The sequence below is a fragment of the Duganella sp. sic0402 genome, assembly GCF_019219065.1.
GTDB lineage: Bacteria > Pseudomonadota > Gammaproteobacteria > Burkholderiales > Burkholderiaceae_D > Rugamonas.
This window is the reverse complement of record NZ_JAHUWK010000001.1, coordinates 201,606-226,402: the sequence shown is the minus strand read 5'-3', so window position 1 is coordinate 226,402 and position 24,797 is coordinate 201,606. Positions and strand designations below refer to the sequence as shown.

Here is a 24,797-nt window from a genome sequence, read left to right as displayed (position 1 = left end):
CTGCTACTATTCTGCCCATGATCTATCTCATTATCATCGCCATGGTGCTGGGCCTTGGCTTCGCGTACTCGATTCTGGTCGCCGGCGCCAAGCCGGTGGCCGGCAGCGACTATTACAAGGTATCGAAAGACGGCCGGGTGATGCTGTCCGCCGGTTCCAAGGTCAGCGTGCTGAAACCCACGCTGTATCCGGAGGGCCTGAAGGTCAAGCTGCGCGGCGGCACGCGCGAGGGCGAGTTCTATGTGCACGACCTGGTGGCCGAGGTATTCCTGCCCAACCCAAACAAGCTGCCGGTGGTGCGCCATCGCGATGGCAATGTGCGCAACAACCGTATCGACAACCTGCAATGGGTGCGGCTCGACGAAGCGGAACCCGCCGAGCCACTGGTCTACCCGCAGCCCTGATTACTGCCAGCGGCGGAACAACAGGCTGGCGTTGACGCCGCCAAATCCGAATCCATTCGACAGCGCATACTCGGTCTGCAAAGGACGCGGTGCGCCGGCGACGATATCCAACCCGGCCGCTTCGGCCACTGGTTCGCTCAGGTTCAGCGTGGGCGGCGCCAGCTGGTCGCGCAAGGCCTGAATCGTGAAGATCGCCTCCACGCCGCCCGCAGCGCCCAGCAAATGCCCCGTCGCCGACTTGGTGGCCGAAATGGCGGGACTGTGCTCGCCAAACAGCGCGCGGATCGCTGCCAGTTCGCAGGCATCACCCACCGGGGTCGACGTGGCGTGCGCGTTCAGGTGGCCAACGGCCGTGGCAGGCACGCCCGCCTGGCGGAGCGCCAATTCCATCGCGCGGCGGCCGCCCGCACCGTCGTCAAGTGGCGCAGTCAGGTGATGGGCATCGGCGGTGGTGCCGTAGCCCACCAGTTCCGCGATTGGCACTGCGCCGCGACGTAGCGCATGCTCCAGTTCCTCTATCACCAGGATGCCGGCGCCCTCGCCCATCACAAAGCCGTCGTGGCCCTGATCAAAGGGACGCGATGCCGTCTCCGGAGCATCATTAAAGCCGGAGGACAGCGCGCGCATCGCTGCGAATGACCCCAGGCTGACGCGATCAACACAAGCCTCGGCGCCGCCGCACACGGCGATCTCGGCTTCGCCGGAGCGTATCAGTCGCGCAGCGTCACCGATAGCCTGCGCACCGGCGGCGCAAGCGGTGATTGGCGCGCCCAGCGGGCCACGCAAACCGTGGCGGATCGAGATCTGGCTGGCCGCCATATTGGCCAGGAAGCCCGGCACGGTGAACGGCGACAGCCGGCGCGGGCCGCGTCCGTCCGTGGTTCGCACTGCCTCCGCCACCGCGCCAAAGCCACCGATACCGGAAGCGACGATGGTGGCCGTGCGCAGCCGCTCATCTTCAGTGGCCGGATGCCAGCCTGCCTGGTCCAGCGCTTCCTGCGCCGCCGCCAGTGCAAACAACGCGAAGCGGTCCATCTTTTTCTGATCTTTGGGCTCTGCCGCCACTGCGGGATCGAAGTCCGGCACCATGCCGCCCACTTTGCAGGCCAGATCGGCCGTGAACTCGTCATCCAGGCGGGTAATGCCGGACTGGCCGGCCAGCAGCCGCTGCCAAACCGTCTCACGGCCCATCCCCAACGGCGACACGATGCCCATGCCGGTAACGACTATACGTTTGCTCATCACACCTTGCTCCATCAGATTAGCCATGCAAAAATAGGCAAAACACGCCATAACGGCACGCAGTATAGTCATTCATTGAAGCGAATACCTCACTTTTCCGGCCAAAATATATGCATAACGCGCCAACCTCAGAAACCGTCTCCGTGCATTTTGCACAAGAGATGCTGGCGTTTATGCGCGCCAGCCAGAGCCAGCAAGTGCTGATCGACACCCTTGCCGGTGCCGGCATTCCAGCTTCCCTGCTGGCGCAGCCGGACGCACGCATCACCCGCCGCCAGTACGTGGCGCTATACAAGGCGGTGGCCGCGCAGCTGGACGATGAAATGCTGGGTTTATGGTCACGCCCCATCCGCAGCGGCACGCTGAAATACCTGATGTTGAGCCTGCTCGACACGCCAACCATCATGGTCGCGCTGAACCGATTCGTGCGTTTCTGGAATCTGCTGCTGGATGACTACCGCCTGCACATGGCGCGCAAGGAAGGTGTGATCCGGCTGTCATTGGTTGCACGCGCACCCGGTGCTGTAGCCAATCCGCTGGGGCATGGCTTGATGATGAAGCTGGTCCATGGCGTCAGCTCATGGCTGCTGGGCCGGGAAATCGCCGTGCACAAGGTGGCGTTCTGCTTCGCGCGGCCGCGCTATGTGCAGGACTACGTTTTCCTGTTTCCTGGCGGGGTGAGTTTCGATGCGGCCGACACCAGCATCTGCCTTGACGAGAAGGACTGCGCTTCCACCTTCCAGCGCGAGAAGCATCAGTTGTGGGGATTTCTCAAGCGGGCGCCCGAGGACTGGACGTTTGCGGCGGTGAACCGCGCGTCGCTGGCGGCGAAGACGCGCGCGTTTCTGGAGCCGCGCATCATTGAACCAGTCGCCATTCAGGAACTGGCAGAAGCGCTGCATGTCTCGGTGCGCAACCTGACCCGCAAATTTGCGGAAGAAGGCACGGCCTTCCAGCGCGTGAAGGACGAACTGCGGCGCGACATCGCCGTGCACCGGTTGACCCACTCCAACGACAGCGTGGCCGCGCTGGCGCTGGATCTGGGCTTCTCCAACTCCGCCGTATTCTGCCGCGCCTTCAAGCAGTGGACCGGCAGCAGTCCCACCGACTACCGCAAGGGCGCGCGCGACACCGAGTAAGGCTTATTCGCCTGGATGGTAGCGGCGCTCCAGGTTTTTCTCCACATCGGCCTTGTAGAACAACACGTCCTTGAATTCGCCGCGCGCATACATCGCTGCCTGGTCATTGAAGTGCGGCGAGGCCGGATTGCCGCTCTGTCCACCGGCCAGGATGCTGCGCGCCTTGATGCGCGGCCCAAACTCCACCGCCGCCACGAAGCTGTTGCCGCGTTCACCGTAGATGCGCTTGGTTTTCTGTTTGGAGGTCATGCCGTAGGCCGCCAGCGATCCCCAGTTGGCCGAAGCAAAAGCCACCGGCAGGCTAGGCTTGCTGTCGTCAAACGGCTGGACGATGTCGCCGGTCAGGCGCTGGAAGCGGTTGATTTCGCCCCACGGCGTTAGCCAGTTGCCGAAATCGGCATTCAGCCTGGCGACAGCGCGCTCCAGCGCTTCGAGGCGCTGGAGCGGCGTCAGCGCGGCCTGGATGTAGTCCAGCACCGGCACTTCCCTGGCCTTGGCAGCCGGCTGCCAGGTGTTCCACAAATCCTGCGCCCAGAAGACCGCCAGCGAGGTGCTGGTCGACTCCAGCGAATAGCGCATATCCCACTCGTGCAAGGCTTCGATCTGCGGCGCGAGCGCAGTCTTGCGCGCGTCGTTTTCCGGCAGCGCATCGTAGGCGGCAAACAGCTGTGGCAGCAGCGATTCAAACGCTGGCAGCTGGGTATCGTAGGACGCGGCGATCAGGCTGTCGATGGTGAAGTCTTTTTTATTCTCCAGCACGCGTACGGCGTGGATGCCGCGCGGGTTCTCGGGGAACACCGACATATACGCCGGATAGTCCTTCACTTTCGGGCTGTACGCGCCGGCGGCCGTGTATGGCCAGTTATTGGTGTTCTGTATCCAGCCATTCTTCGGATTGAAAAGCGTGATCGTCTCTTTGACTTCATGCAGGCCTTGCCACTCGGTGGCCGGATTGCTGCCATCGACTGGATGCTTCCAGTCGAACTGCGGATCGCGGCGCGGGATGAAGTTCCCGTGGAAGTAAGCGATATTGCCGTCGGCGTCCGCATACACCGTGTTATTCGACGAGTTGGTGCGCAACTCCATCGACTTGTAGAACTGCTTGTAGTTGCGCGCCTTGGTGCGGATGAAGGACTGCATCAGCGCCTTCAGCGGCTCGTTCATCAGGCGTACAGCCACCCATTTGCCATCCTTGGCGCGGATGATCGGGCCGTGGTGGCTGTAGTAGACGCGCACCGTCTTGCTGGCCGTGCCGCTCGCCGTCTTGTACGGCAGCGCGATATCAACCGCCTTCAGCGGCCGCTGTTCGCTGCCGTACTGGTAGAAGAACTGGCCATCCTTTTCCGAGATGGTTTCCAGATACTCGTCGATCACGTCGCCACCGCCGGAGGTATGCATCCAGCCGATGCGGTCATTAAAGCCCTGATAGACGAAGAACTGGCCCCAGGTCACAGCGCCGTAGGCATTCAGGCCTTCCTGGCTTTGCACCTGTACTTCGGGACGGAAGTAAAACGAGGTGTGCGGATTGATCATCAGCAGCGCGCGCTTGTTGCGGGTCAGCGCGGGGGCGATCGCAAAACCGTTGGAGCCGCCCGGCTCCTTGTCCAGATCGACGCCGTCGCCGGACGACATCAGCACCGGCGGCATCAAGGGTAGCTTGGCGCCGCCCTCGTACAGCGCTTGCAACTGCTTGATGTCGATGGTTTCGATATCGCCGCCGATGCTGCCTTCGCTGAAGCTGAGCGCCATCCAGGGTTCAAAGCGCGTCAGCAGCGCGGGCTTCACTTCAGGATGCGTTTGCAGGTAAAAGTTAAGTCCATCGGCCCACGCGTTCATCAGCTTTTTCAGCCAAGCCGGCGCGAGCGCATACTGGCGCTGAAGCTCTTCCGGATTGATGAACAGCTTCATGCGCAGGTCTTTATACAGCTCCGCCTCGCCCTCCACTTCGGCCAGCCGTCCCATGGCGTTGATGAAGTTCAGCTCCACGCGGCGGAAGTCGTCCTCCGCCTGCGCGTAGACCAGCCCGAACACCGCGTCGGCGTCGGTTTTGCCGTAGATATGGGGAATGCCCCATTTATCCCGCAGGATGGTGACGCGCTTGGCAGCGGCTTGCAGCCGCGCCTCCTCGCTGGCCGCAGCCTTGACCGGGGCCACGGGCGCCGCAAGCGCCGCGCTTACTGAAACAAAACAAGTCAACGCGAAGGGCGCATGCAGTCGCTGCATAAAATCTCCAATAATCAGGCGCTGGTCAATTCGGAAAGCCGGCGCTGAAGCACCGTGATCTCTTCCAGCAGCGCCGCGTTCTTCTCACGCAGTGCGGCGTTTTCGGAGCGCAGTTCCTGCACATCCATCGGAATATCGCCATAATCCACCGCTGGCGCGGCTTTCGACTCTTTTGGCTCCTTGGCCGGACGCGAAGCCGCGCGCAAATCGCGCACTTCCTTGGCCGCTTTTTGCAGCTCCTTCTTGCCACCAGCAACCGCCGCCAGTTGCACCTCTTCCGGCAGCGACGCCACGGTCGCGGCAGCATTGATCGAGATGGTGCCGGCGCGCACCGCCTCCACCAGCTCCGGCGTGGCCGTCTTCTGGATTTTTTCGATCTGGCCGATGGTCGCGCTGCTCAGGCGCGCGGCGCGGGCGATGTCCTCGCGCGACGCCAGCGGCATGGCGGCTGGCTTCTTGGACGGCGCGTCGCCATCTTCCGGCGGTGCGATCTTGGCGTCTTCGGCGGCGGCTTCGGCCGCCAGTTCCAGCGCGCGCGCCGTCATGATTTCTTTCTTGCGCAGCGCCAGCACGCCGCGCTGGTAGTCGGAAATGCTGCGGCGGCCCAGATTGTTATCAATCATCCACAGCTTGACGTCTTCCAGGCTGCGGAAGCTGGTGTTCTCAATCGCCTTGAACGGTACACCGTGCTCCTGGCAGATCTGATAGCGGTTATGTCCATCTACCAGTACGTCTTCCCACAGCACCAGCGCGTCGCGGCAGCCTTCGGTCAGGATGCTGCGCTCCAGCGCCTGGTATTCACTTTCGGTCAGCGGCTCGATGTAAGCGCGCAGCGTGTCATTAATTTTGATTTGCATATCTATCCTCGGATTCCCGGCGCGGGCCCTGCCCGAGCGCCGTTCAGCATGCTACACCATCCGGCCCTCCACCAAAAGCATCAGCTTGCAAGATAGTTACTAAGGCAATTTTAAGAAAGCCTGTTTATCATCGCACTCAGTCAAACGTGCTTTCTCCGCCAATTGACGCAAAGCCCCGACAGGTTCCCCGCCTGCTCGGGGCTTTGTCTTTGGCGCTTGGGGGATTTGACAATAAAAAACGCGCTATAGCGCGTTTTTTTATGCCATGATGCGATTCCAACATTGAGGATTTAACATGGTCAACTACATCATCCGCGTGACCTACGCAGACATCCAGCCCGACACCTACGACAAATTGAACGCCGAGTTGGCAAAATACAATGTCGCCGGCGCCATCAAGGCCGACGACGGCAAAGGCTACCTGCTGCCGCTGGGGGAATACTGCTACAGCGGCAATGAGCCGATCAACGAAGTGCGCGACGCCATCCACCGCCTGGCGGCCACCCTGCATCCGGAACCATCGATACTGGTGGTGGAAGTGAGCACGCTGGCCTGGAGCGGCCTGAAACTGATCGACGGCGTGTAGCGTCAATGGCCGCGCGCAATGCGCGGCCTGCATCCCAAGGCTACTGGGCAGCCACTTCCGGCATGGCAGACGAGTGGTGATTCAGGATCTTCCAGCCGCCATCGACCTTTTTGTACACATAGGTATAGCGCGCCTGCACGTTCTGCGACTTGCCGTCCTTGGTCAGCTTGAAGGTGTAGACACCGGTGTCCAGCGCCGAATCAGCGCCCAGCAGGCGGATCTGGCGATAGTTGATGGTGCCGACCGGCTGCATCTTCAGGAACTTGACGAAATAATCGCGGATGCCGGCCGGCGTGCTGCGCACTTCGTTGGACACGGTCGGCTCCAGCACGCCATCCGGCGCGTACAGCGCGGTGACCTTGTCGGCATCACCGGTCGCCAGGGCGGCGTTCCAGCGGTCGAACAGTGCGGCGATTTCCGCTTCGCGCGCATTGGTCGGCGCTTGCGCGACTTCGGCATAGAATTTCGGCGCGCCGTCGGCGTGGGCGATTGCGGTGGTGGCGGCCAGGGCCAGGGAGATCAGGATACGTTTCATGTGTGCTCCATTATGTGGTTTCATCAGTTCAGCGAGCCAAAGCGCCGCCGATGCACACAGTATCCCGCCATCCGGCGCGATAAAAATCTGCTGCATGGGTAGTTCGGCATATGCCGGGTGGCATATAATTTACCGATGACCCATCCAGACAGCTTTGCACCAGACAGTGCGCGCGCCGCGCGCAGCCGCTACCGGCACAACGAAAGTAGCGCCGCCCGCTGGCGCCTGCTGGCTGACGCGGCCGCCATCGCCGCCGAGCCGGGCCAGCGCGCCGCCGCGCTGGCATCGATACTCGCCAAGGCGCTCGCCTTTCTGTCGCTGGAAGACGGCCTGCTGATGGTGCTGCAAGACGACGCACTGCAGGTGTGCGCCAGCCAGGGACTGGTGCCGCCGGCCGGCGCACGCCTCGCCTACACGGCGGCCATGCAGGCGGCGCTGCAACCGGGACCGCAGGCGCCGCTGGTGCGGCAGGATCTGGTCAGCCCGCTGCGCATCGGCCGCGAACAGCGCGTGGGACTGGAAGTGCTGGTGCCGCTGGCACTGGACGGCAAACACCGTGGCGTCCTGGCCCTGCTCAGCGCCCGCGCCGCGCCACAACCGAATGCCGACGATCTGACCACGCTGCAGGCGCTGGGTACTTTGCTGGCCGCGCTGCTGAGCGGGCCGAGTCAGAACGCGCAACGCGCCGCCGCACCGGAAGCGGCAGCCTTGCTCAAGCAATTGACGCCGCGTGAATTGCAGGTCTTCGCGCTGCTGCCAAGCGGCGGCACCAATGCCCATATCGGCGAGCAGCTTGGCATTGCGGCCGGCACGGTCAAAGTGCATATCGAGCGCATCCTGCACAAGCTGGACCTGCGCGACCGCACCCAGGCGGCGGTGCGCGCGGCCGATTGCGGGCTGGGATCATGAGAGCGCCGCTGCATCCGCGCCACTGGTCCTTGGGCGTCAAGGTCGGCATGATCGTCAGCGCCTCGCTGGTGCTGCTGCTTGGTTCCGCCGCCACCAGCTACACACTGGAGCGCAATACCGCAGCCGCCACCGCCGAGATGCTGCGCACCATGCAGACGCAGGCCGACATTCAGCGCCTGCACACGCAGATCGCCGAAGCGGCAACCGGCGTGCGCGGTTACCTGCTGACCGGCCGCGATGACTTCCTCACCCCGTACAGCGTCGCCGCGCGGCAGTTGCCGGTCACGCTGGCCAGCCTGGAAGACAAAGTCAGCGACGCAGAACAGCGCGCCAGCCTGCAACGCATCCGCCCTCTGCTGGAGAGCAAGCTGGCCAGCCTGGATCTGATGCGCGGCCAGCGCAACGCCAGCGCGGCAGAACTGCAGCAGCACCTGTTGAGCAGCAAGCAGATTCTCGACCAGCTGCGCGCCGAAATCGCCGTCATGAACACGCGTGAGGCGGAACTGGTGGCGCAACGCACGGCAGCGCTGCAAGGCGCATCGAATCGCAATCTGTGGATGACCATCGCGGTGGTGGCGGCCGGCCTTGCCGGCACGCTGGCGACGCTGGCCTTCACCATCGGCCTGGTGCGGCGGGTGCGCTTCGCCGTCGAAAACGCCGAACGCCTGACCAGCGACCAGCCACTGAAACCGGCGCCCGCCAACACCGATGAACTGGGCCAGCTGGCGGAACGTCTGCACCAGGCCTCGGTGCTGCTGGCAGGACGTGCCTCCGCCGCGCAGGCCGCCAATCAGGCCAAGACCGCCTTCCTGGCGCGTACCAGCCACGAGCTGCGCACGCCGCTGAACGCTATTCTCGGCTACGCGCAGTTGCTGGAGGCGGGCCTGAACGCGCCGCGCGACCGCGAACACGCCGAACATATCCGCCAGGCCGGCCAGCACCTGCTATCACTGATTGATGAAGTGCTGGACATCGGCCGTATCGAAGCCGGCAAGCTGACACTGCATTGCGTGCCGGTGGCGTTGGCGCCGCTGGTGGCCGAGGCGCTGACCCTGATGGCGCCGATGGCGCAACAACGCGGCGTGGCCTTGCGTCCAGCGCACATCGATGACGCCATTGCCGTGATGGCCGACCGCCAGCGCCTGCTGCAAGTGATGCTCAACCTGCTCTCCAACGCCATCAAATATGGCGGCGGCGCGGATATCGGCTGCACGCTGGCCGGCGGCGTGGCCAGCCTTCACATCGAAGACGAAGGCCCCGGCATCGCACCGGAAATGCAGGCACGCCTGTTCACCCCGTTCGACCGCCTTGGCGCGGAGCGCGGCAAGGCCGAAGGCGCCGGCCTGGGACTGACCGTCTCCAAAGCGCTGATCCAGGCCATGCAGGGCGACCTGCAATACGCCCACAAGCCGCAGCGCGGCAGCCGCTTCACCCTGACGCTGGCGGTGGCCGACATCAACGCCAGCGCCCGCGAACCCGATCCGGCGGAACAGCAGCGTGCGCAAGCCGCCACCGAACCGCAAGCCAGCGCCATCACCCACCGGCTGTTATGCATCGACGGCGACACCGCCACGCGCATCCTGATCGCCACGCTGCTGCGCCGCCGTCCGCACTGGCAGATCGACACGGCCGCCGATTACGCCAGCGGCATGGCGCAAGCACGCGCCACGCCGCCGGACCTGCTGCTGGTTGCCGCCGAACTGGCCGACGCCGATCTGCGCGCCGCCGCGCCAGTGGCCGTGCTGCTCGGCTCCGGCGACAGCGGCCAGCTAGCCAAGCCACTCAACGTTCCGGCGTTCTTCGCACTGCTGGACGAAACGGAGCAAACACGATGATGGAAAACGAAGTGCTGGCCTCCCGCATCCTGATCATCGATGATCAGCCGGCCAATCTGCGTCTGCTGGAGGATTTGTTTATCGGCGAAGGCCTGACCCATGTCGTCGGCACCACCGACGCCAAGACGGCGCTGGACCTGTACACCGCTTTTGACCCGGACCTGATTGTGCTGGACCTGATGATGCCCGACCTGGATGGCTACGCCGTGCTGGAACGCCTGAAACGGCGCGGCGATCCGTATGATTTCCGGCCGGTGCTGGTGATTACCGCCGATGCGACAGCCGAAGCCAAGCGCCGCTCGCTGGCACTGGGCGCGAAAGATTTTTTGACCAAACCGTTTGATACGCTGGAAGCGATGCTGCGCGTGTGGAATCTGCTGGAAACGCGCGTGCTGTACAAGCGCCTGCAAGCGCTGGCGCCCAAGGAAGACCTGGCGCCGCAAAGCTACCGCAGCCGCCAGGGTTGATTAACGCTTGCTGGCCGCCTTGGCTTCAGCCTTGATCTCGGCGCAAGACATCGGCTTGCCGTTCTTCGCCGCTTCGGCCTCCAGCTGCTGGCAGCCCTGGTAGCTGTGCCAGAACACCAGCACATAGCCGGCCACGCCCAGCACGATTGCCACCATCGCCGCAGCCAATCCCAACTTCACTACTTTTTCAGACGCCATTTCCCGACTCGTTCAGCAAAAGAACGCCATGTTAGCATGCGGCGGCTACTCAGCCATCGCACACCATCATCGATATAGGTAATTTTCATGGAGTTAGAAACGCAGCTCGGCCAGCGTCCCTTTGGAAACGGTTGACGTAATGGATAGCGACCAGCCAAAGCGCTCGCAGATACGCCGGATCAGAAATAATCCCAGTCCTTGCCCGCCACCCAGCTTGGCTGAATTACGCAATGACATGGAATAAGAGCGCGCCGCTGCTGCGATGTCGAAACCGATGCCGCAATCGCGTACCGTCAGACAGCGCCCTTGCAGCGCGACGATGATCGCACCTTCAAAGCTGTTTTCGGCCGCGTTGCGCAGCAGGTTGCCGATAACGATGCGGACCATCGCCTCCGGCGCATCGACCCACGTGGGCTGGGTGTCATCGAGCACATAGTCGACCAGCTTGCCGTCCAGGAGATGCCGATGATCCGCGACCAACACCTCCAGCAAGGCATCCACTCTGGTGGATTGGTTCAGCGCTTTCCCATCTGGCTCACGCGACAGGTAGAGCAAAGCCGCCATGATCTCGGTCAAGTTGTCGGTGGTGGTGCGGATGCGCTGTAGCGGCGCCATCGCCTTGGGAGGCAAAGGCTGCTGCATCAACACATCCACCGCGCCGGCAACCACAGCGATCGGCGTACGGAATTCGTGGCTGGCCTGATCCAGCAAGCTGCGCTCACGCTCGACAAAGCGCTCGACCCGGTCCAGGTGGCCGTTGACCAGCAGCGCGATATCATGCAGCTCTACCAGCTGGAAATCGACTGGCAGCCGCTCGGATGGCCGCTCCGGGTTGAGCGCATTCATCGCCCGCGCCAATTGCCGCATCTGTAGCCGCAAGCTGCGATAAATCCGCAATACGCTGAGCGTGACCATGATCATACTCAGTAGCCAGAACAGCGTACTGTAAAACGCGTTGCGATTCTGCTGCCCTTCCAGCGCGGTGATATCCACCGCCATGACGATGCGCCCGTTGCCGACCGCCGTCACCAGCACCGCGTGATCGAAATCGGGCTCCTCGTTATGTTCTTCGTCATAGTAGCCCGGCGCCAGTTGGGCGAAGTAAGCCGGCATGTCGGCCGGCAGCGGCCCGCCGGACAAACGCCAGCCGCGCAATGGCCCCTCCGATGGCAGCGGCGCGTCCCCATGCCGCCGCGCCAGCGCCAGATACTGCTCGGTGCTGGACGACAGTAGCTGCTCCCATATCGGATGCACGATCAGCCCCTGGCTAAGCCACGCCTGGAAGCTGATCCCGACTGTCATCACGATGCCGATCAACACAAACGGCAGCGTGACTTTCCATTGCAAGCTGTGACGGCGCACAGTTGGCTCGGTGACGGCGTTAATCATGGGCAGAACGGATGCAATAGCCGGCGCCAGTGACGGTCTGGATCAGTTTCGAGGCGGCGCCGCCATCGACGGCCTTGCGCAGCATATGCATATGCGAGCGCAAGATGTCGGCATCCGGCACCTCGTTCTTCCAGATCAGATGCTCCAGATCCTCGCGCGGCACCACATGCGGCGAGCGGCGCATCAGCATTTCCAACAGTCGGCGACGGATTGGCGACAGCGCCAGCGGATGGCCGCTGCGGCTGACGATCTGCGTATTCAGGTCAAACTGGAGATCGGCCACCTGCAGCACACGCGCCTGCGCTTCCGACGCGCGGGCACGGCTGACCACCACCCGCAGGCGAATCTCCAGTTCGGCCAACGCGATCGGCTTGACCATGTAATCGTCAGCGCCGGTATGAAAGCCCTCGATCTTGTTTTCCAGCTGATCCCTGGCGGTCAGCATCAACACCGGAATCGAGGACTGGCGCTCCCCGCGCAAGCACGCCAGCATCGTCATGCCATCCATGCGCGGCATCATCCAGTCGAGCACAATGGCGTCGTAACGCTGGATCGCTAGCAGGGCAAGCGCCGATTCGCCGTCCGGCGCGGCATCCGGCGTGTGCCCGCAGGCTTCCAGGAAATCGTAGATATTGGCGGCCAGCGCCGCGTTATCCTCGACGATCAATATACTCAATGGCTGGTCGGTCACGTTCAACTCCGTCTTTTCAGATTGCGACAGATTAGCTTAAAAGCTGCGCGAGACGGCAAAGATCAGCGATGCACTGCCATTCGTGTCTTTTTCCACCAGCGGGCTGTTTTTCAGCTTACTCGGCAAGGCGCGGTACGACAGGCCGCCGATCAGCATCCACTCATTGTTCAGCGGGTGCATGACATCGACGCCGATCACCGGAACAGCCGCATTGCCTGGCCTGTAATCAACCACGCCGCGCGCCACCTCGGAGGCCAGCGTGCCGTAGTAATAGTTCGCCATTTTCTTCGACATGAAAGATACACCCGCATGCGGCGTAATGCGGGTGCCGCCCAGCTTGACCGGATAGCCATATTTCACCGAACCTTCCAGGGCCTTGCTGGCACTACCCGCGTCGCGCTTGATGCCCAGATCCAGCTTGCCCCAGTCACCGCTCCAGCCCGCGGCCAGGCCGATATCCACGCTGTCCTTACGGTCTTCCAGCAAATCGCGATTGATGCCGCGTTCGGCCAGCTCACGCACGCCGAAGTCTTTTTTATCGATACCGCTGAAACGCGCCGACAGCGTGGCGTCCAGGCTGAATCCCTGCTGGCGGTACAGATGGACGCCGCCACTAATACCGCGCCAGAAGAAACGCTCGCTTTCATACGACACCAGCGGCACCGGGATGATGCGGCGGTCTTCACCAGCGTATTCGGCCGACGACACCACCACGCCAACGCCGAGCCCCCATCCGGCGCGTGGGCCTTGCGGACTGCCAAACGGCGCCTTGTCATCGGCCGCAAACGCAGCCCCATGGCCAGCCAGCAGGGTGAGGGTAACGAGAGTAATGAGCTTCATTGATATTCCTTGTTGAAGTGAAGAGGAGTATGAAGCCCGGACTATGCCGTAATGATGTCGCGAAAATGTCGCGATCAGGTCAAGCCAGCTTACGCAGGATGGGATGCCGCACCTGTGGCCGATGCAATCGTGACAATTTACTAGTTTTCCAAGCACCAACAAATCATATAATGCTGGTATGAGACTCCTTGCCTCCCTCCTCCTTGCTGTTTCGATTTCGACGGCTGCCCAAGCTCAGCTCGCGCCACCAGAACCGCCTCAGATTGTTACACCAAAGAAAGTCGAGCCGAACGAAGCAAACCTGCAAACGCACGGGCACTACCGGAACAAGGCGGGCCAGGACGTGCACTCGCCCGCGCAAAGCGTCGACGGCAAGGTACCCGCCGGCGCCAGCGCGAAATGCCGGGATGGCAGTTATAGCTTCAGCAAGAGCCGGCGCGGGACTTGCTCTGGGCATGGTGGCGTTGGCGCGTGGCTGTAGAGGATCAATACAGAGCGCCTGCCCTCAACAGCAGCTGATATGTATTAATCTAGATTGTCACTATATCTTCGCGATCAGTCACTAGAATGTTTATGCAGTAAGTGACAAGATAGTGATATGTCCGATATTTACCGAAGCCAATTCCGTATGCCCATCGTGCTCTTCGAAAGACTGAAGGCCGAAGCAGGCAAATCCAAGCGTAGCGCGAACGCCGAGCTAGTGGCACGCCTTGAAAGGAGCTTGGCGGACAGCTCCAACGACATCGACTTGCGCATCCTTTTCGAGACGCTTGAGCGTTTGTCCTTACGCAACCCAGCTATGCGCTATAGTTTTGGCGTCAATCTTGGTGGGAAGCTGGACGAACGCCCAGCGGAAATCGTCGGAGGCAAATGGGTATTGGAGCCAGAACCAGGTGACGCCTTAGCGGAATTTGTCGCCGAGCAGAGTTCGAAGGTCGTGCACACAGCGAAGGCGAAAGAGTAAGACGTATTAGCGATGCCCCTGGTCCTGCGGCGCCACCACTAGCATACGCCATGGGTGTGACCATTCGGGTGCGCGCATCCTTGGAGCCAATCACCGTTCAGAGCAGACCAAGCGGCAGATCGAAAGGACTGCAAAACAAATTGAATTAACGACTAGCCAGATTTGGTTTAAATCGTGATCAGAATAATTTTTCAAATTACTACAAACATATAGAAGAGTTTGAAAAATACTTCAAAGCTCTTAGTCTAAATGTACATGCAACATACAAACGCTCTTTGCATTCCAAAGCATTTAAACATGCTAAATCGTGAAACTACAGCATAAACCCTGAGATAGTGGAATACCTTGATCGAAAAGTAATGGAATTGATCGTGCTTTTTTTAGAAATATCCGGAGGAAAACCTCAGAATTACAATACTAAGTGTATCGCGACAATTGATACCCGCGACGAACTCTCCGCCTACTTCGGAGGAGAAAGTAAAAATAACAATGGCGTTTTTTTAAAACATCTTGATAGAAAATTCGTCATCCCAGAAAATACCCTCAAAGGTCTATACTGCAGTGCAAGGGATGTAATTTCTTTTGTTGACAATATTTTCCAGCTTGATGAAAAATACAAGTCATCTAATAGCACAATTAATTTATAAATGTTGATGAATCCGATTTTCCAGAAATTATGTTTGGAGAAAGACCGCAATTCACGATTTCAGGCCTTGCCTCATATCGCGATCAACGGCAGCCGGCAATAACGGCCTCCAGCTGATCCTCGTACTTTCTTCCACGCCGCCGACGGGAAAAGATAAAGTGCGCGCACAGCGTCACCCGAGGGTTCGAGCAGCGCAGCAATTACAAACTCGAAATAGAAGAACCGCCACGAAGGCGGTTCGGTTTTGTGCTCTAGCGCCCCCAAGACCTATATCACTACATCCAGTGAGTGTGTAAGACTGGGCGTAACTGAACGGGCTTGGACTATTAACAGTTCGCTGGCACGAATCGAGGTGAATCAGTTGTACTGTGGCGGCGACAGATGCGACTTAACAAACTGAAAAAAGTCGGCACTGTCCGAAAGCGACGTCCTATAAGCCTTACCGTTCTTTATTACCCATTCCGCCGCATATACTCCGCCCGCATCGCCAAACGCCCCTCGAAAAGAGCAATTATTCTTGTCATAGCAAAATCCACCAAAGCTTTCAGCAAACTTTGAATCAATCAGTGGATTATACATCCCACTCGTATCGAGCTCATAACGCGCATTACCAATCGTTACGGTGATTCGCTTGAGGGTTGTCTTAGGAACTGCCACCCCGCCAAATGCAAGTGCGCCATCAACTTCGCAATTGCTATAAGCTTGGCTACATCCCTTTACGGTATGAGCTGCGGCGATGAAATTTTCTTCGCTGACAGAAACTTCAATGCCACCGGCTAACTTTATTAAGATTTCCTTGCCAAATGCAAGATTAGAAATCACCAAAAAGAAAATAGAAAATATCAATTTCTTAAACATATAATTCCTCGCAAAGTTAATAAGCGCACTATCGCTTCGATTAACGAGTTACGTACAGCGTATCAATTCCGGCAGCGATGATGGCTTTACGCGCAGTTGGATCTAGAATAATGCAACCTTCAGATGCCGTATAGTTCCCGGCTCTATTATCGCCATGAATCAAAAAGTTGTCTCGGTCGAACATAGTATTTCCATCAGACGGCGATAGGGAAATTGTATTAGGACCTTTATGATTATCGACTTGGGTTAGTGTATACTCCCCCTGAGGTATAGGTCCTTGGTTTTTATATGACTGAGCCTCGGGAATATTGTGAAATGTTTTGTCGCCGGAATAACCGGTGCTAACCATCGTTGTTATACCATTCTCCACCTTCATGAAATTGCCTGAGCTTTGGCTATAAACCCAGTATTTATCGGGAGTAGATGGCGTGGTATCAGTATGGGTGGCCGTTGCGTCAGTTACATGACCGCTATCGACCCCATCATAACCATCAAACACATCATTCGCATTGTCGTAATTTCCGTAGTCACCGAAATAATCGCTGGAATCGCTCCAGAGTGTGTTATCCGTACCAAAGTCAAACTCATAGTCCCACTCTTTAGTTTCAGGCCATTCTGGGTCTCCCGTCCCGTTCAGATGAACGACACCGCCTTGATTTACGTCAACTGGCAATACGCCGTACGACACAGTTTCAATAGCAATCATGATTTCCCCTGATGATAGTTGGTTTTAACGCTTACTGCGGAAATCATGGTAGCAGCGAATGATTGCTGCAATTCTATCTATTTATCACAACGTTTTCTTAAATTCACTAGTGCAGACTTATTAAGTCGCCTCCCCCTATCGCTCAGCATGCTCCTTGGATGGACGTACTGACGTCAACCAATGGACAAGAGCATTTTGCTTGCCCGAGCATTGTGCGCCTGAAGAAGTCCCTCGAGTTCACTCACCATGTCAAGGACACGATTGTGTTCGAAGCCCCTGGCCGCCCACATCGGTCTTTCCACTGCCTTTACACGGAACGCAAATACGGCGATCCGGAGTGTTGCCGCTACCCGAACATGCTGGACACTTCCCGTCCAGCCAGTGCGCCAGCGACCGCTCGGCCACACGACGGTACAGCGCCTCGGCGGCTTGGCCGTCCCACGCTTTACCGATCTTCACCCACTTGCGCTCGCGGCCCTTCTGAATGACGCGAGCCGTCCAGATGCGCAGCAACTGTGCTAGGTTGGCGCTGCCCGATTCGAACAGCTTGTGCTGCGTGCCGTCGGCGTACTTGACGCGCGACAGCAGCGCACCGATGCCCGCACCGGTGGTGTCGGCCAGCGCCGCCGCGCACAGCGCATCGGTGGCGTGGTGGTGCTCGTCGTCTTGCAGGTTGGTCGAGTTGACGGCGTGAAGGTAGCGGTCGGCAAAGCCCATTGCGGTGTGCTCCAAGGTGTGTGGCTGTACGTTAACACAGGGTTTGCCGTTGCGCTAGACTGTCGAGATAGCACTCATACACGCAACGTGCCGGTGCGATCAAACTCGCTCACCGCAGCCGCAGAGGCGCGCGCGATGTCGGCGTTGGATACGGTCCGCAGGAAGTCCATTACCTTCGGCAACCCATGCGCCGGCATTAAAGGCTTCCAAGAATCCGGGCGGGACGTGTACATCGAGGATCGCATCTATAACGCGGTGTGGGAGGTGGCGGAGCGAGGATTGCAGGACGCTATGGACATCGCCTACCTGTCAGCGCAACGCAAAGGCGATCTTTTGGACTTCAAGCGCGCCGACTTAAAAGATGGCCACCTGCCCGTGGAGCAAAATAAAACCGGGAAGAAGCTGCGCATCGCGGTGGAGGGGCAACTGGCAATTGTGGTGAATAGGATCAACAGCCGCAAGGTTGCCGGCGTTGCGTTGATCTGCAATGATAAGGGTGAGCGGATGACGGAGTTTATGCTACGCGGCGCATTCGACCGCGCTCGTGCGGCGGCGAGCGCGGCACATCCAGAGCTAGCCGAGGAGATCCGGAACTTCCAGTTCCGCGACCTCCGCGCAAAGGCAGCAACTGACAAGGACGATGCGCATGGCCTCGGTGCGGCCCAGGACCAGTTGGGTCACACAACGGCCGCGATGACGGCGCATTATGTGCGCCACAGGAGGGGTAAAATTGTCACGCCGACGAAATAGGCATCAGCCCGGTGTGAATCTGTTTTGCGGAACTGAATCGGAATTGCGGAACTGAGGCAGCGCCAAAAGTTAGTGGGTACTATCGGCGTCAGCGCTTGATATGAGGGTGGTGCTCCGAGCCGGAATCGAACCGGCACGCCTTGCGGCGGCAGATTTTAAGTCTGCAGTGTCTACCAATTTCACCATCGGAGCCCACACCAGCCCAATATTATGCCATGAACCAGCGGTAACTGCCAGACAACTATTGAATCCGCTAAGATGGCGGAATTGAGAATTGCCCGAAGAGGATGCCTATGTCTGTTCTGTGCCGCCTGCTGTGCGTCCTGATGCTGATCTGGAGCGGTATTGCTGCCGCCGACACCCCTGCCACCCTGCCTTTGCCAGCGTCGGCGGCCACACCGGCCGCACCGCCGACGGCCAAGCTGGTCGTGGCCAATCGCACCATCTTCGTGTTTCGCACCGCGATGGCAGGTTTTACACCAGATGACCGTGCCGAGGGTGCGCGCAAGCGGCTGCACGCCGTGCTGGCCAGGAACGGCCCACAACACGCAGGCATCCATCCGATTCACGAAGGCACGCAGGTCATGTTGGATGGCACGCTGCTCTTCCTGGTCACGCCAACCGACATCAACCCGCTGGCCGGCGACACCACGGACAGCGTCGCCACTGAAAGCGCAGAGCAATTGACCAAGGCCCTGGCCGAACGCCGCGAACAGGCCAGTCCACGCTACCTGGCCATCGCGGCGGCACTGTGCGCGGCCGGCACGCTGGCTTACGGCGTGGCGCTGCGCGCCCTGTTCCTGCTGCACCGCTGGGTTGGACGCAGGTCGACGCTGGCACTGAGCCGCCACCTGGGTCGCGTCAAGGTCAACAACGTGCGCGTGCTGGATGCGGATAATTACGTGCGCTTCATGCGGCACCTGATCAACCTGCTGATCTGGGCGCTGCGGCTGATCGCCACCTATCTGTGGCTGGCATTCGTGCTGGGCAAAGTGCCCTACACACGCAGCTGGGGCGAGCGCCTGCAGGATTATCTGCTCGACGTGATCAGCAGCGTGGCCACCAGCATCGTCAACGCGCTGCCCGGGCTGGTGCTGGTGGCGGTGATCGTTGCCATCGCCCGACTGGTGATGCTGACGCTGGGTTCCGTGTTCAAGCGCGTCGAAAGCGGTGAGCTGCAAGTCGGCTGGCTGGATCAGGATACCGCCGTGCCGACGCGGCGCATCGCCAACGTGGTGATCTGGCTGTTTGCGCTGGCCATGGCCTACCCTTACCTGCCGGGCGCGCAGACGGCGGCGTTTCAGGGCTTGTCGGTGCTGGTCGGCCTGATGGTGTCGCTGGGAGCATCGAGCATCGTCGGCCAGGGTGCAGCCGGCTTGATACTGATGTATGCGCGCACGCTGCGCAAAGGCGAGTATGTGCGCATTGGCGAAGTCGAAGGGACGGTGATGGAACTGGGGATGTTTGAAACGCGCTTGCGCACTGGCCTGGGTGAGGAAATCACCATGCCTAACGCCTGGGTGCTGTCCAACACCAGCAAGAATTTCTCGCGCGCCTATCCAGGCACTGGCTTCGTGCTCGACGCCACTGTCACCATCGGCTACGACACGCCATGGCGCCAGGTGCACGCCATGCTGGAACTGGCGGCAAAGCGCACCGGCGATGTCGCCGATACGCCCAAGCCCCATGTGGTGCAGGTAGCGCTGTCGGACTTTTACACCGAATACCGGCTGGTGGCCTATGCCACCGCCGAAGCGCCACGCCAGCGCGCCGAGGTGCTGAACAAGCTGCACCAGAATATCATCGACGTGTTCCACGAATACGGCGTGCAGATTACCTCGCCCCACTACATCCAGGAGCCGGCTACTTCGCATGTGATCCCGAAGGAGAAATGGTACGCCGCGCCTGCGGTTACACCAGATGAGCAAGCGTGACGTGCCGCAGCCGGCGTGGAATGTGGCTATAGTCAGGCCATGGGGAAATCTACATCGGTATTTCCAGCTGACGCCGCGTGATACGACGCCACGAGAGTCTCAACGATCCAGCTTTCGCTTAGTTTGAAGGCGGCTCGCGGTCGCGTGCCACCGGAGGCAGCCGGTGCTTGAGCAAGCCAATCCGCTGCGCGCGGTAGATGCCGCAATGGCCGGAAAACAGATACGCCACCACGCAGGCCAACGCCGCATAGGGTCCGATTTGCGGGCCAAACAGCTCGATGGCCATGATGGTTGACGCCAGCGGCGTGTTGGCCGCGCCCGCGAATACCGCCACAAATCCCAGGCCTGCCAGCAGCGCAAACGGCAAATGCAGCAGCGGCGCCAGCGCATTGCCCAGCGTCGCGCCGATGTAGAACAGCGGCGTGACTTCGCCGCCTTTGAAGCCGCTGCCCAGTGATGCGACGGTAAAGGCAAATTTGCCCAGGAAGTCCCACGGCGCCACAGGCTGCTGGAAGGCCGCCACAATCACCGGAATTCCCAGGCCGATGTAGCGCGTGCCCAGCCACCACACTGCCAGCGCCACCACCGCGCCGCCGAGCATCGCCCGCAACGGCGCATACGCAATGTGCCGCTTCATGAATGCCGATGCCGCATGCGTGGATTTGGCAAAGAGCATGCCCACCAGTCCAAACACAAGGCCCGCAACCAGCACGGCGGCCACGCTCCAGAAGGTGATCGGCACGATGGCGCTCATCGCGTAATGGGTATGATGCACGCCCCAGGCCATGCCCACTTGGTCGGCTGCGATGGCCGCGACCATGCAGGGGAAGATGGCGTCATAGCGCAGCCGTCCAATCGCCAGCACTTCCAGGCCGAAGATCGCGCCGGCCAGCGGCGTGCCGAATACCGAGGCGAAACCGGCACTGATGCCGGCCATCAGAATAATGCGGCGTTCGCTGTGGCGCAGCCGGAAGATCGGCGTGAGCTGGTCGGCCAGCGTGCCGCCCATCTGCACCGCCGTCCCCTCGCGCCCGACCGAGGCGCCGAACCAGTGCGACACCACGGTGCCGATCAGCACCAGCGGCGCCATGCGCAAAGGCACGACTTTCTTCGGATCGTGAATTTCGTCGATCAGCAGGTTATTGCCTGCCTCCACGCTGCTGCCCACTTTCAGGTACATCCAGCCAACGATAAAGCCGGCCAGCGGCAGCAGCCAGATTATCCATGGATGCGCTTCGCGCCAGTTGGTCGCGTAGTCCAGCGCAAACAGAAAGAACGCCGACGCCGTGCCGCCGAGTAAGGCAATCAGACCTGCGAGCAAGGTCCACTTACCGATGTAAGGCAGTAACAGCAACTGTTCGGGATAGCGGAGTGGCTTCTTCATGAGCCGCCCATACTAGCAAATCTGCTGAGATGGATCAAATCCCGTGCGGATAGGTCTAACACCTTATCTGCCCGCCATTGCCACCATCACTGATCAGGAGGACGATTTCATCATGGAAGAGCGCATACAAAAACTGGAAGCCACATCCAACAGCCACGCCACGGCGATCGCTGCAATGGAGAACGACATGAACGACCGATTCAATCGTATCGAAAACGAGCTCAGCGAGCTACGCCAAAATAAGGCCGACAACGAATCCACCTTGTACAGGCTGACCAATCTGCAAGACGAGATGAACCGTCGCTTTGGCGAGGTCAAGGAAGATATCCAGCGCCGCTCGGTTGAACTACGTGCACATATCGACTTCACCACGAGCATCAGCCGTGAGGAGAACGAGAGACGCTTCGCCGATATGCGACGCGACTTCGAAGTTCGCTTTGAAATGTTGCACGGCGCACAGGAGCGCCACTTTGAATACGTCGATAAACGTTTTGATCAGGTGGATAAACGCTTTGAGCAAGTAGATAAACGTTTTGATCAGGTGGATAAGCGCTTTGAGCAGATGGATGGCCGCTTTGAGCAATTCGGCGCGCGGCTTGATCGGGTGGAGTCTTCGGTTGCCGACTTGCGCAAAGAACTCCACATTTTCATGCGATGGAGCCTTGGCATTCATGCCACAGTCGTGCTCGGCGTGGCGGCACTTCTTGCCAAGGCTTATCTGGGTTAGTGATGGTGGTGCATATCACCATCCCGCTTCACGTCCACCGGGGTTGACGGCTTGGCTGGCGGCGCGCCCGGAGCGCGGGGAGCGGCAGGAAGTTCGCCGGTCCATTCCCGCGCCACCGTACCTTGAGGATGCTTGTACCAGCCCGGATCTTTGTAGTCGTTGCGCGCCAGTCCTTCCCTCACCTTCAGCACGGTGAACATACCTCCCATATCCAGCGCGCCAAACGGTCCGGTGCCACTCATCATCGGCAGCGTATTCTCCGGCAGCGGCATCTGCATATCGCCCATCGAACCGCCCTTGTCGCCCATGACCATATAGCCCGGCACCAGATTATTAATCTTCTGCGCCACACCGCTATGATCCACGCCGATCATGGTCGGCACCGCATGTCCCATCGCGTTCATGGTGTGATGCGACTTGTGGCAGTGGAACGCCCAGTCGCCCGGTTCATCGGCGATAAACTCGATCGCCCGCATCTGCCCCACCGCGATATCCGTCGTCACCTCCGGCCAGCGCGCCGACGGCCGCACCCAGCCGCCGTCCGTTCCGGTCACTTCAAACGTATGGCCGTGCACATGCACCGGATGATTGGTCATCGTCAGATTGCCAACACGGATACGTACCTTGTCGTTCTTGCGCACCACCATCGGATCAATACCGGGGAAGGCGCGGCTGTTGAAAGTCCACAGATTAAAGTCGGTCATGGTGTTGATCTTTGGCGTGTAGCTGCCCGGATCGATATCGTAAGCACTCAGCAGGAACACAAAATCACGGTCCACCGCGTGCAGCTTCGGATCACGCGGATGGGTCACCCAGAAGCCCATCATCCCCATCGCCATCTGCGCCATTTCATCCGCATGCGGGTGATACATAAACGTACCGGCGTTTTTGGCGACAAATTCATACACAAACGTCTTACCCGGCGGGATGCCTGGCTGCGTCAAACCGGTCACGCCATCCATGCCGCTCGGCAGGCGCTGGCCGTGCCAGTGCACGCTGGTGTGCTCGGGCAGCTTGTTGGTGACGAAGATGCGCACCCGGTCGCCCTCCACCACTTCGATGGTCGGGCCAGGACTCTGTCCGTTATAGCCCCACAGATTGGCGGTCATGCCGGGCGCAATCTCGCGCACCACCGGCTCGGCCACCAGGTGGAACTCCTTGACGCCATCCTTCATCCGCCACGGCAGCGTCCAGCCGTTCAGCGTGACGACCGGGTTATATGGACGGCCATTGGGCGGCGCTACCGGCGGCACAGTGTCCGCCGTCGCATGCACATGCGCTTCCGGCAGCGACGCCGCGCCAGCCTTGGTGACCATGCCGGCGCCGATCAGGGCTGCGCCGCTCAAAAAAGATCTGCGGTTGGTCATGGTTGTACTCCCTTGTTGGTTGGCAGACGGCCGCCCAGCGCGGCCTCCAGGTTGGCTTGCGCGGTCCAGTAGTCCTTCAGCGCGCCAATATAGCCACTGACGGCCGTGGCCTGCTCGCGCGCATCGGCCAGCAGTTCAAAGACACTCATCAGCATGCCGTTATAGCGCAGCAGCGTTTGATCCGAAATCTGCTTGCGCAGCGGGACCACATGGTCACGATAATGACGCGCAAGTTCATACGAAGCGTGATAGTCCGCATAGCTTTCACGCGCCTCGCTGCGGGCATCGACAGCGGCCTGCGCCAGCCGGTTGAGCGACTGCATATACACCGATTCCGCACGCGCCACACGCGCCGATCCCCAGTCGAACAGCGGCACCTCCAGCGAGATTTCATAACCGCGCGTCGCCGTGCCGCCTTCCGTATTGCGCACCGCGCCCAGGTCCAGCACATTGATAAAGCGCGTAGTGCGCGTCAGTCCCAGTGTGGATGCGGTTTGTTCGGTATCGAGTTTGGCGGCCTGAATATCCAGCCGTTCATTGATGGCGGTTTGCTCAACATCCGCCAGCTCGCGGGGCGCATCCGGCAGCTCAGGCAAGCGCTCGGGCAAACGGTATTGGATGGCCTGCGCGCCACCCAGGCCCAGCAAACGCGTCAGCTTTTCGCGCGCGGCGACAGCGGCTTTGCGCGCATGCGTCAGGTCCGCCACGGTCTGCGCGTGATAAGCCTGCTCGCGCGCCTGATCCAGCGCACTCCAGTTGCCAGCCTTGCGCATGCGTTCCGCCAGCTCCGCACTGGCCTGCGCCGACGCCTCAACTTGCGCGGCATAGCTGGCGATCTGCGTCGCAGCTACCGCGCCCACCCAGGCGCGACGCGTGTCGGCGGCGACCCTCAGCGCATCGTTCGCCACCAGCAGCTTGGTCTGCTCAAAGCGGCGGCCTTCGATGCGGCTGGCCATCGGCGCGGTAATCAGTCCAATCAGATTGAAAGTCAGCGTGCGTTCATAGCCAACTTCGCCGCCACCGTGGCTGCGTTTGAAATCAAACACGGGATTTTGCAGGCGGCCGGCCTGCACCAGGTCCGCCTCGGCCACACCGAGTGACCAATAGCTGGCCTGCAACCCGCGATTATTCAGCAACGCGACCTGCACGGCGTCATCTGCAGCCAGCGGCTGCTCCAATTTCTTATCGATGACGGCGGCCAGCGCGCGCGTGTCATCTTCATTGCGCGGCAGCCGTCCCTCAACGCTGGCGCGCGCGCCGGTGCGTGGTTCGCTGAGGCCGGCGGCAGCGCTGAAGCCGCCATCGCCGGACAGCGAAGCGCAGCCGCTCAAAAGCAGCAACAATCCTGCGCCGCTGGCGAACTTATACAAAGAAGTCATATCCTCTACCCTCAAAAATCAATGAAAAACCCAGCTCGCGGACGGAGCTG

At 60.3% G+C, this 24,797-nt stretch carries 26 protein-coding genes and 1 tRNA gene; 12 read left to right on the top strand and 15 right to left on the bottom strand.

The features are described 5' to 3' along the window. Positions 1-17: 17 nt before the first annotated feature. Positions 18-404 carry an HNH endonuclease gene (locus tag KW842_RS01035; RefSeq protein WP_218302235.1) on the top strand — a complete coding sequence of 129 codons (387 nt, stop codon included), beginning with the start codon at positions 18-20 and terminating at the stop codon, positions 402-404. Here the strand turns inward: KW842_RS01035 and fabF are convergent, their stop codons facing one another. Continuing rightward, positions 405-1,661, bottom strand: coding sequence for a beta-ketoacyl-ACP synthase II (gene fabF, locus KW842_RS01030; RefSeq protein WP_218303053.1), 1,257 nt, complete (start codon positions 1,659-1,661; stop codon positions 405-407). 128 nt (positions 1,662-1,789) lie between these two features. Here fabF and KW842_RS01025 point away from each other — a divergent pair, with 128 nt between their 5' ends. Further along, the gene (locus KW842_RS01025; RefSeq protein ID WP_373925118.1) at positions 1,790-2,785 is read left to right on the top strand and encodes an AraC family transcriptional regulator ligand-binding domain-containing protein; all 996 of its coding nucleotides are present in this window, start codon (positions 1,790-1,792) and stop codon (positions 2,783-2,785) included. A gap of 3 nt (positions 2,786-2,788) precedes the next feature. Here the strand turns inward: KW842_RS01025 and KW842_RS01020 are convergent, their stop codons facing one another. Next, positions 2,789-5,008, bottom strand: a complete 2,220-nt coding sequence (locus tag KW842_RS01020; protein ID WP_218302233.1) for a penicillin acylase family protein — start codon at positions 5,006-5,008, stop codon at positions 2,789-2,791. A gap of 14 nt (positions 5,009-5,022) precedes the next feature. Next, positions 5,023-5,865: a hypothetical protein gene (locus KW842_RS01015; RefSeq protein ID WP_218302232.1), complete on the bottom strand. Its 843-nt coding sequence runs from the start codon at positions 5,863-5,865 to the stop codon at positions 5,023-5,025. A 295-nt stretch (positions 5,866-6,160) separates the two neighbouring features. Between KW842_RS01015 and KW842_RS01010 the strand changes: the two genes are divergently transcribed. Continuing rightward, the gene (locus KW842_RS01010; RefSeq protein WP_218302231.1) at positions 6,161-6,451 is read left to right on the top strand and encodes a hypothetical protein; all 291 of its coding nucleotides are present in this window, start codon (positions 6,161-6,163) and stop codon (positions 6,449-6,451) included. Positions 6,452-6,491: 40 nt separating this feature from the next. On the opposite strand, the gene KW842_RS01005 is transcribed toward KW842_RS01010, so the two are convergent. Further along, on the bottom strand, positions 6,492-6,986 hold the full coding sequence (locus KW842_RS01005) for an SgcJ/EcaC family oxidoreductase (protein ID WP_218302230.1): 495 nt from the start codon (positions 6,984-6,986) through the stop codon (positions 6,492-6,494). A gap of 135 nt (positions 6,987-7,121) precedes the next feature. Here KW842_RS01005 and KW842_RS01000 point away from each other — a divergent pair, with 135 nt between their 5' ends. From KW842_RS01000 to KW842_RS00990, 3 genes are read left to right on the top strand one after another with little or no spacing between them, the layout of a single operon-like run. Beyond that, positions 7,122-7,895 (top strand): response regulator transcription factor, encoded by a 774-nt coding sequence (locus tag KW842_RS01000; protein ID WP_218302229.1) that lies wholly within the window; start codon positions 7,122-7,124, stop codon positions 7,893-7,895. Further along, entirely contained in the window at positions 7,892-9,730 is a 1,839-nt protein-coding gene (locus tag KW842_RS00995; protein WP_218302228.1) for an ATP-binding protein, read from the top strand. The genes KW842_RS01000 and KW842_RS00995 overlap by 4 nt, the downstream gene beginning before the upstream one ends. Next, positions 9,727-10,197 (top strand): response regulator, encoded by a 471-nt coding sequence (locus KW842_RS00990; protein ID WP_154372854.1) that lies wholly within the window; start codon positions 9,727-9,729, stop codon positions 10,195-10,197. The genes KW842_RS00995 and KW842_RS00990 overlap by 4 nt, the downstream gene beginning before the upstream one ends. Here the strand turns inward: KW842_RS00990 and KW842_RS00985 are convergent, their stop codons facing one another. The 4 genes from KW842_RS00985 to KW842_RS00970 form a co-directional block, all read right to left on the bottom strand. Then, the gene (locus tag KW842_RS00985; RefSeq protein WP_218302227.1) at positions 10,198-10,395 is read right to left on the bottom strand and encodes a hypothetical protein; all 198 of its coding nucleotides are present in this window, start codon (positions 10,393-10,395) and stop codon (positions 10,198-10,200) included. 93 nt (positions 10,396-10,488) lie between these two features. Continuing rightward, complete coding sequence (locus KW842_RS00980; RefSeq protein ID WP_218302226.1) at positions 10,489-11,784, bottom strand: HAMP domain-containing sensor histidine kinase; 1,296 nt, start codon at positions 11,782-11,784, stop codon at positions 10,489-10,491. Next, positions 11,777-12,475 (bottom strand): response regulator transcription factor, encoded by a 699-nt coding sequence (locus KW842_RS00975; RefSeq protein WP_218302225.1) that lies wholly within the window; start codon positions 12,473-12,475, stop codon positions 11,777-11,779. The genes KW842_RS00980 and KW842_RS00975 overlap by 8 nt, the downstream gene beginning before the upstream one ends. A 36-nt stretch (positions 12,476-12,511) precedes the next feature. Continuing rightward, entirely contained in the window at positions 12,512-13,315 is an 804-nt protein-coding gene (locus KW842_RS00970) for a MipA/OmpV family protein (protein WP_218302224.1), read from the bottom strand. 178 nt (positions 13,316-13,493) lie between these two features. On the opposite strand from KW842_RS00970, the gene KW842_RS00965 reads away from it, so the two are divergent. The 3 genes from KW842_RS00965 to KW842_RS00955 all read left to right on the top strand — a co-directional run bounded on the left by KW842_RS00965 (position 13,494) and on the right by KW842_RS00955 (position 14,926). Next, positions 13,494-13,796: a DUF3761 domain-containing protein gene (locus KW842_RS00965; RefSeq protein ID WP_218302223.1), complete on the top strand. Its 303-nt coding sequence runs from the start codon at positions 13,494-13,496 to the stop codon at positions 13,794-13,796. A 117-nt stretch (positions 13,797-13,913) separates the two neighbouring features. Continuing rightward, positions 13,914-14,279 carry an Arc family DNA-binding protein gene (locus tag KW842_RS00960; protein WP_218302222.1) on the top strand — a complete coding sequence of 122 codons (366 nt, stop codon included), beginning with the start codon at positions 13,914-13,916 and terminating at the stop codon, positions 14,277-14,279. 359 nt (positions 14,280-14,638) lie between these two features. Continuing rightward, entirely contained in the window at positions 14,639-14,926 is a 288-nt protein-coding gene (locus KW842_RS00955) for a hypothetical protein (RefSeq protein ID WP_218302221.1), read from the top strand. Between the two features lie 356 nt (positions 14,927-15,282). Here the strand turns inward: KW842_RS00955 and KW842_RS00950 are convergent, their stop codons facing one another. From KW842_RS00950 to KW842_RS00940, 3 genes are all read right to left on the bottom strand, one after another. Continuing rightward, positions 15,283-15,783, bottom strand: coding sequence for a hypothetical protein (locus KW842_RS00950; RefSeq protein WP_218302220.1), 501 nt, complete (start codon positions 15,781-15,783; stop codon positions 15,283-15,285). Between the two features lie 40 nt (positions 15,784-15,823). Next, positions 15,824-16,489 carry a tlde1 domain-containing protein gene (locus KW842_RS00945; RefSeq protein ID WP_218302219.1) on the bottom strand — a complete coding sequence of 222 codons (666 nt, stop codon included), beginning with the start codon at positions 16,487-16,489 and terminating at the stop codon, positions 15,824-15,826. Between the two features lie 249 nt (positions 16,490-16,738). Continuing rightward, positions 16,739-17,206 carry a hypothetical protein gene (locus KW842_RS00940; protein WP_229223421.1) on the bottom strand — a complete coding sequence of 156 codons (468 nt, stop codon included), beginning with the start codon at positions 17,204-17,206 and terminating at the stop codon, positions 16,739-16,741. A gap of 135 nt (positions 17,207-17,341) precedes the next feature. Here KW842_RS00940 and KW842_RS00935 point away from each other — a divergent pair, with 135 nt between their 5' ends. Continuing rightward, the gene (locus KW842_RS00935; protein ID WP_218302218.1) at positions 17,342-17,956 is read left to right on the top strand and encodes a tyrosine-type recombinase/integrase; all 615 of its coding nucleotides are present in this window, start codon (positions 17,342-17,344) and stop codon (positions 17,954-17,956) included. A 107-nt stretch (positions 17,957-18,063) separates the two neighbouring features. Here KW842_RS00935 and KW842_RS00930 read toward each other — a convergent pair. Next, positions 18,064-18,148 (bottom strand) — tRNA-Leu (locus KW842_RS00930). A gap of 101 nt (positions 18,149-18,249) precedes the next feature. Here KW842_RS00930 and KW842_RS00925 point away from each other — a divergent pair. Next, positions 18,250-19,890, top strand: a complete 1,641-nt coding sequence (locus KW842_RS00925) for a mechanosensitive ion channel family protein (RefSeq protein ID WP_218302217.1) — start codon at positions 18,250-18,252, stop codon at positions 19,888-19,890. A gap of 118 nt (positions 19,891-20,008) precedes the next feature. Here the strand turns inward: KW842_RS00925 and KW842_RS00920 are convergent, their stop codons facing one another. Next, positions 20,009-21,274, bottom strand: a complete 1,266-nt coding sequence (locus KW842_RS00920) for a voltage-gated chloride channel family protein (RefSeq protein ID WP_218302216.1) — start codon at positions 21,272-21,274, stop codon at positions 20,009-20,011. A gap of 43 nt (positions 21,275-21,317) precedes the next feature. Between KW842_RS00920 and KW842_RS00915 the strand changes: the two genes are divergently transcribed. Then, positions 21,318-22,001, top strand: coding sequence for a hypothetical protein (locus tag KW842_RS00915; RefSeq protein ID WP_218302215.1), 684 nt, complete (start codon positions 21,318-21,320; stop codon positions 21,999-22,001). Here KW842_RS00915 and KW842_RS00910 read toward each other — a convergent pair. Together KW842_RS00910 and KW842_RS00905 are read right to left on the bottom strand one after the other, a co-directional pair. Beyond that, entirely contained in the window at positions 21,998-23,368 is a 1,371-nt protein-coding gene (locus KW842_RS00910) for a multicopper oxidase family protein (protein WP_218302214.1), read from the bottom strand. The two genes, KW842_RS00915 and KW842_RS00910, sit on opposite strands and share 4 nt — an antisense overlap. Continuing rightward, the gene (locus KW842_RS00905; RefSeq protein WP_218302213.1) at positions 23,365-24,747 is read right to left on the bottom strand and encodes a TolC family protein; all 1,383 of its coding nucleotides are present in this window, start codon (positions 24,745-24,747) and stop codon (positions 23,365-23,367) included. The genes KW842_RS00910 and KW842_RS00905 overlap by 4 nt, the downstream gene beginning before the upstream one ends. Positions 24,748-24,797 lie beyond the last annotated feature (50 nt).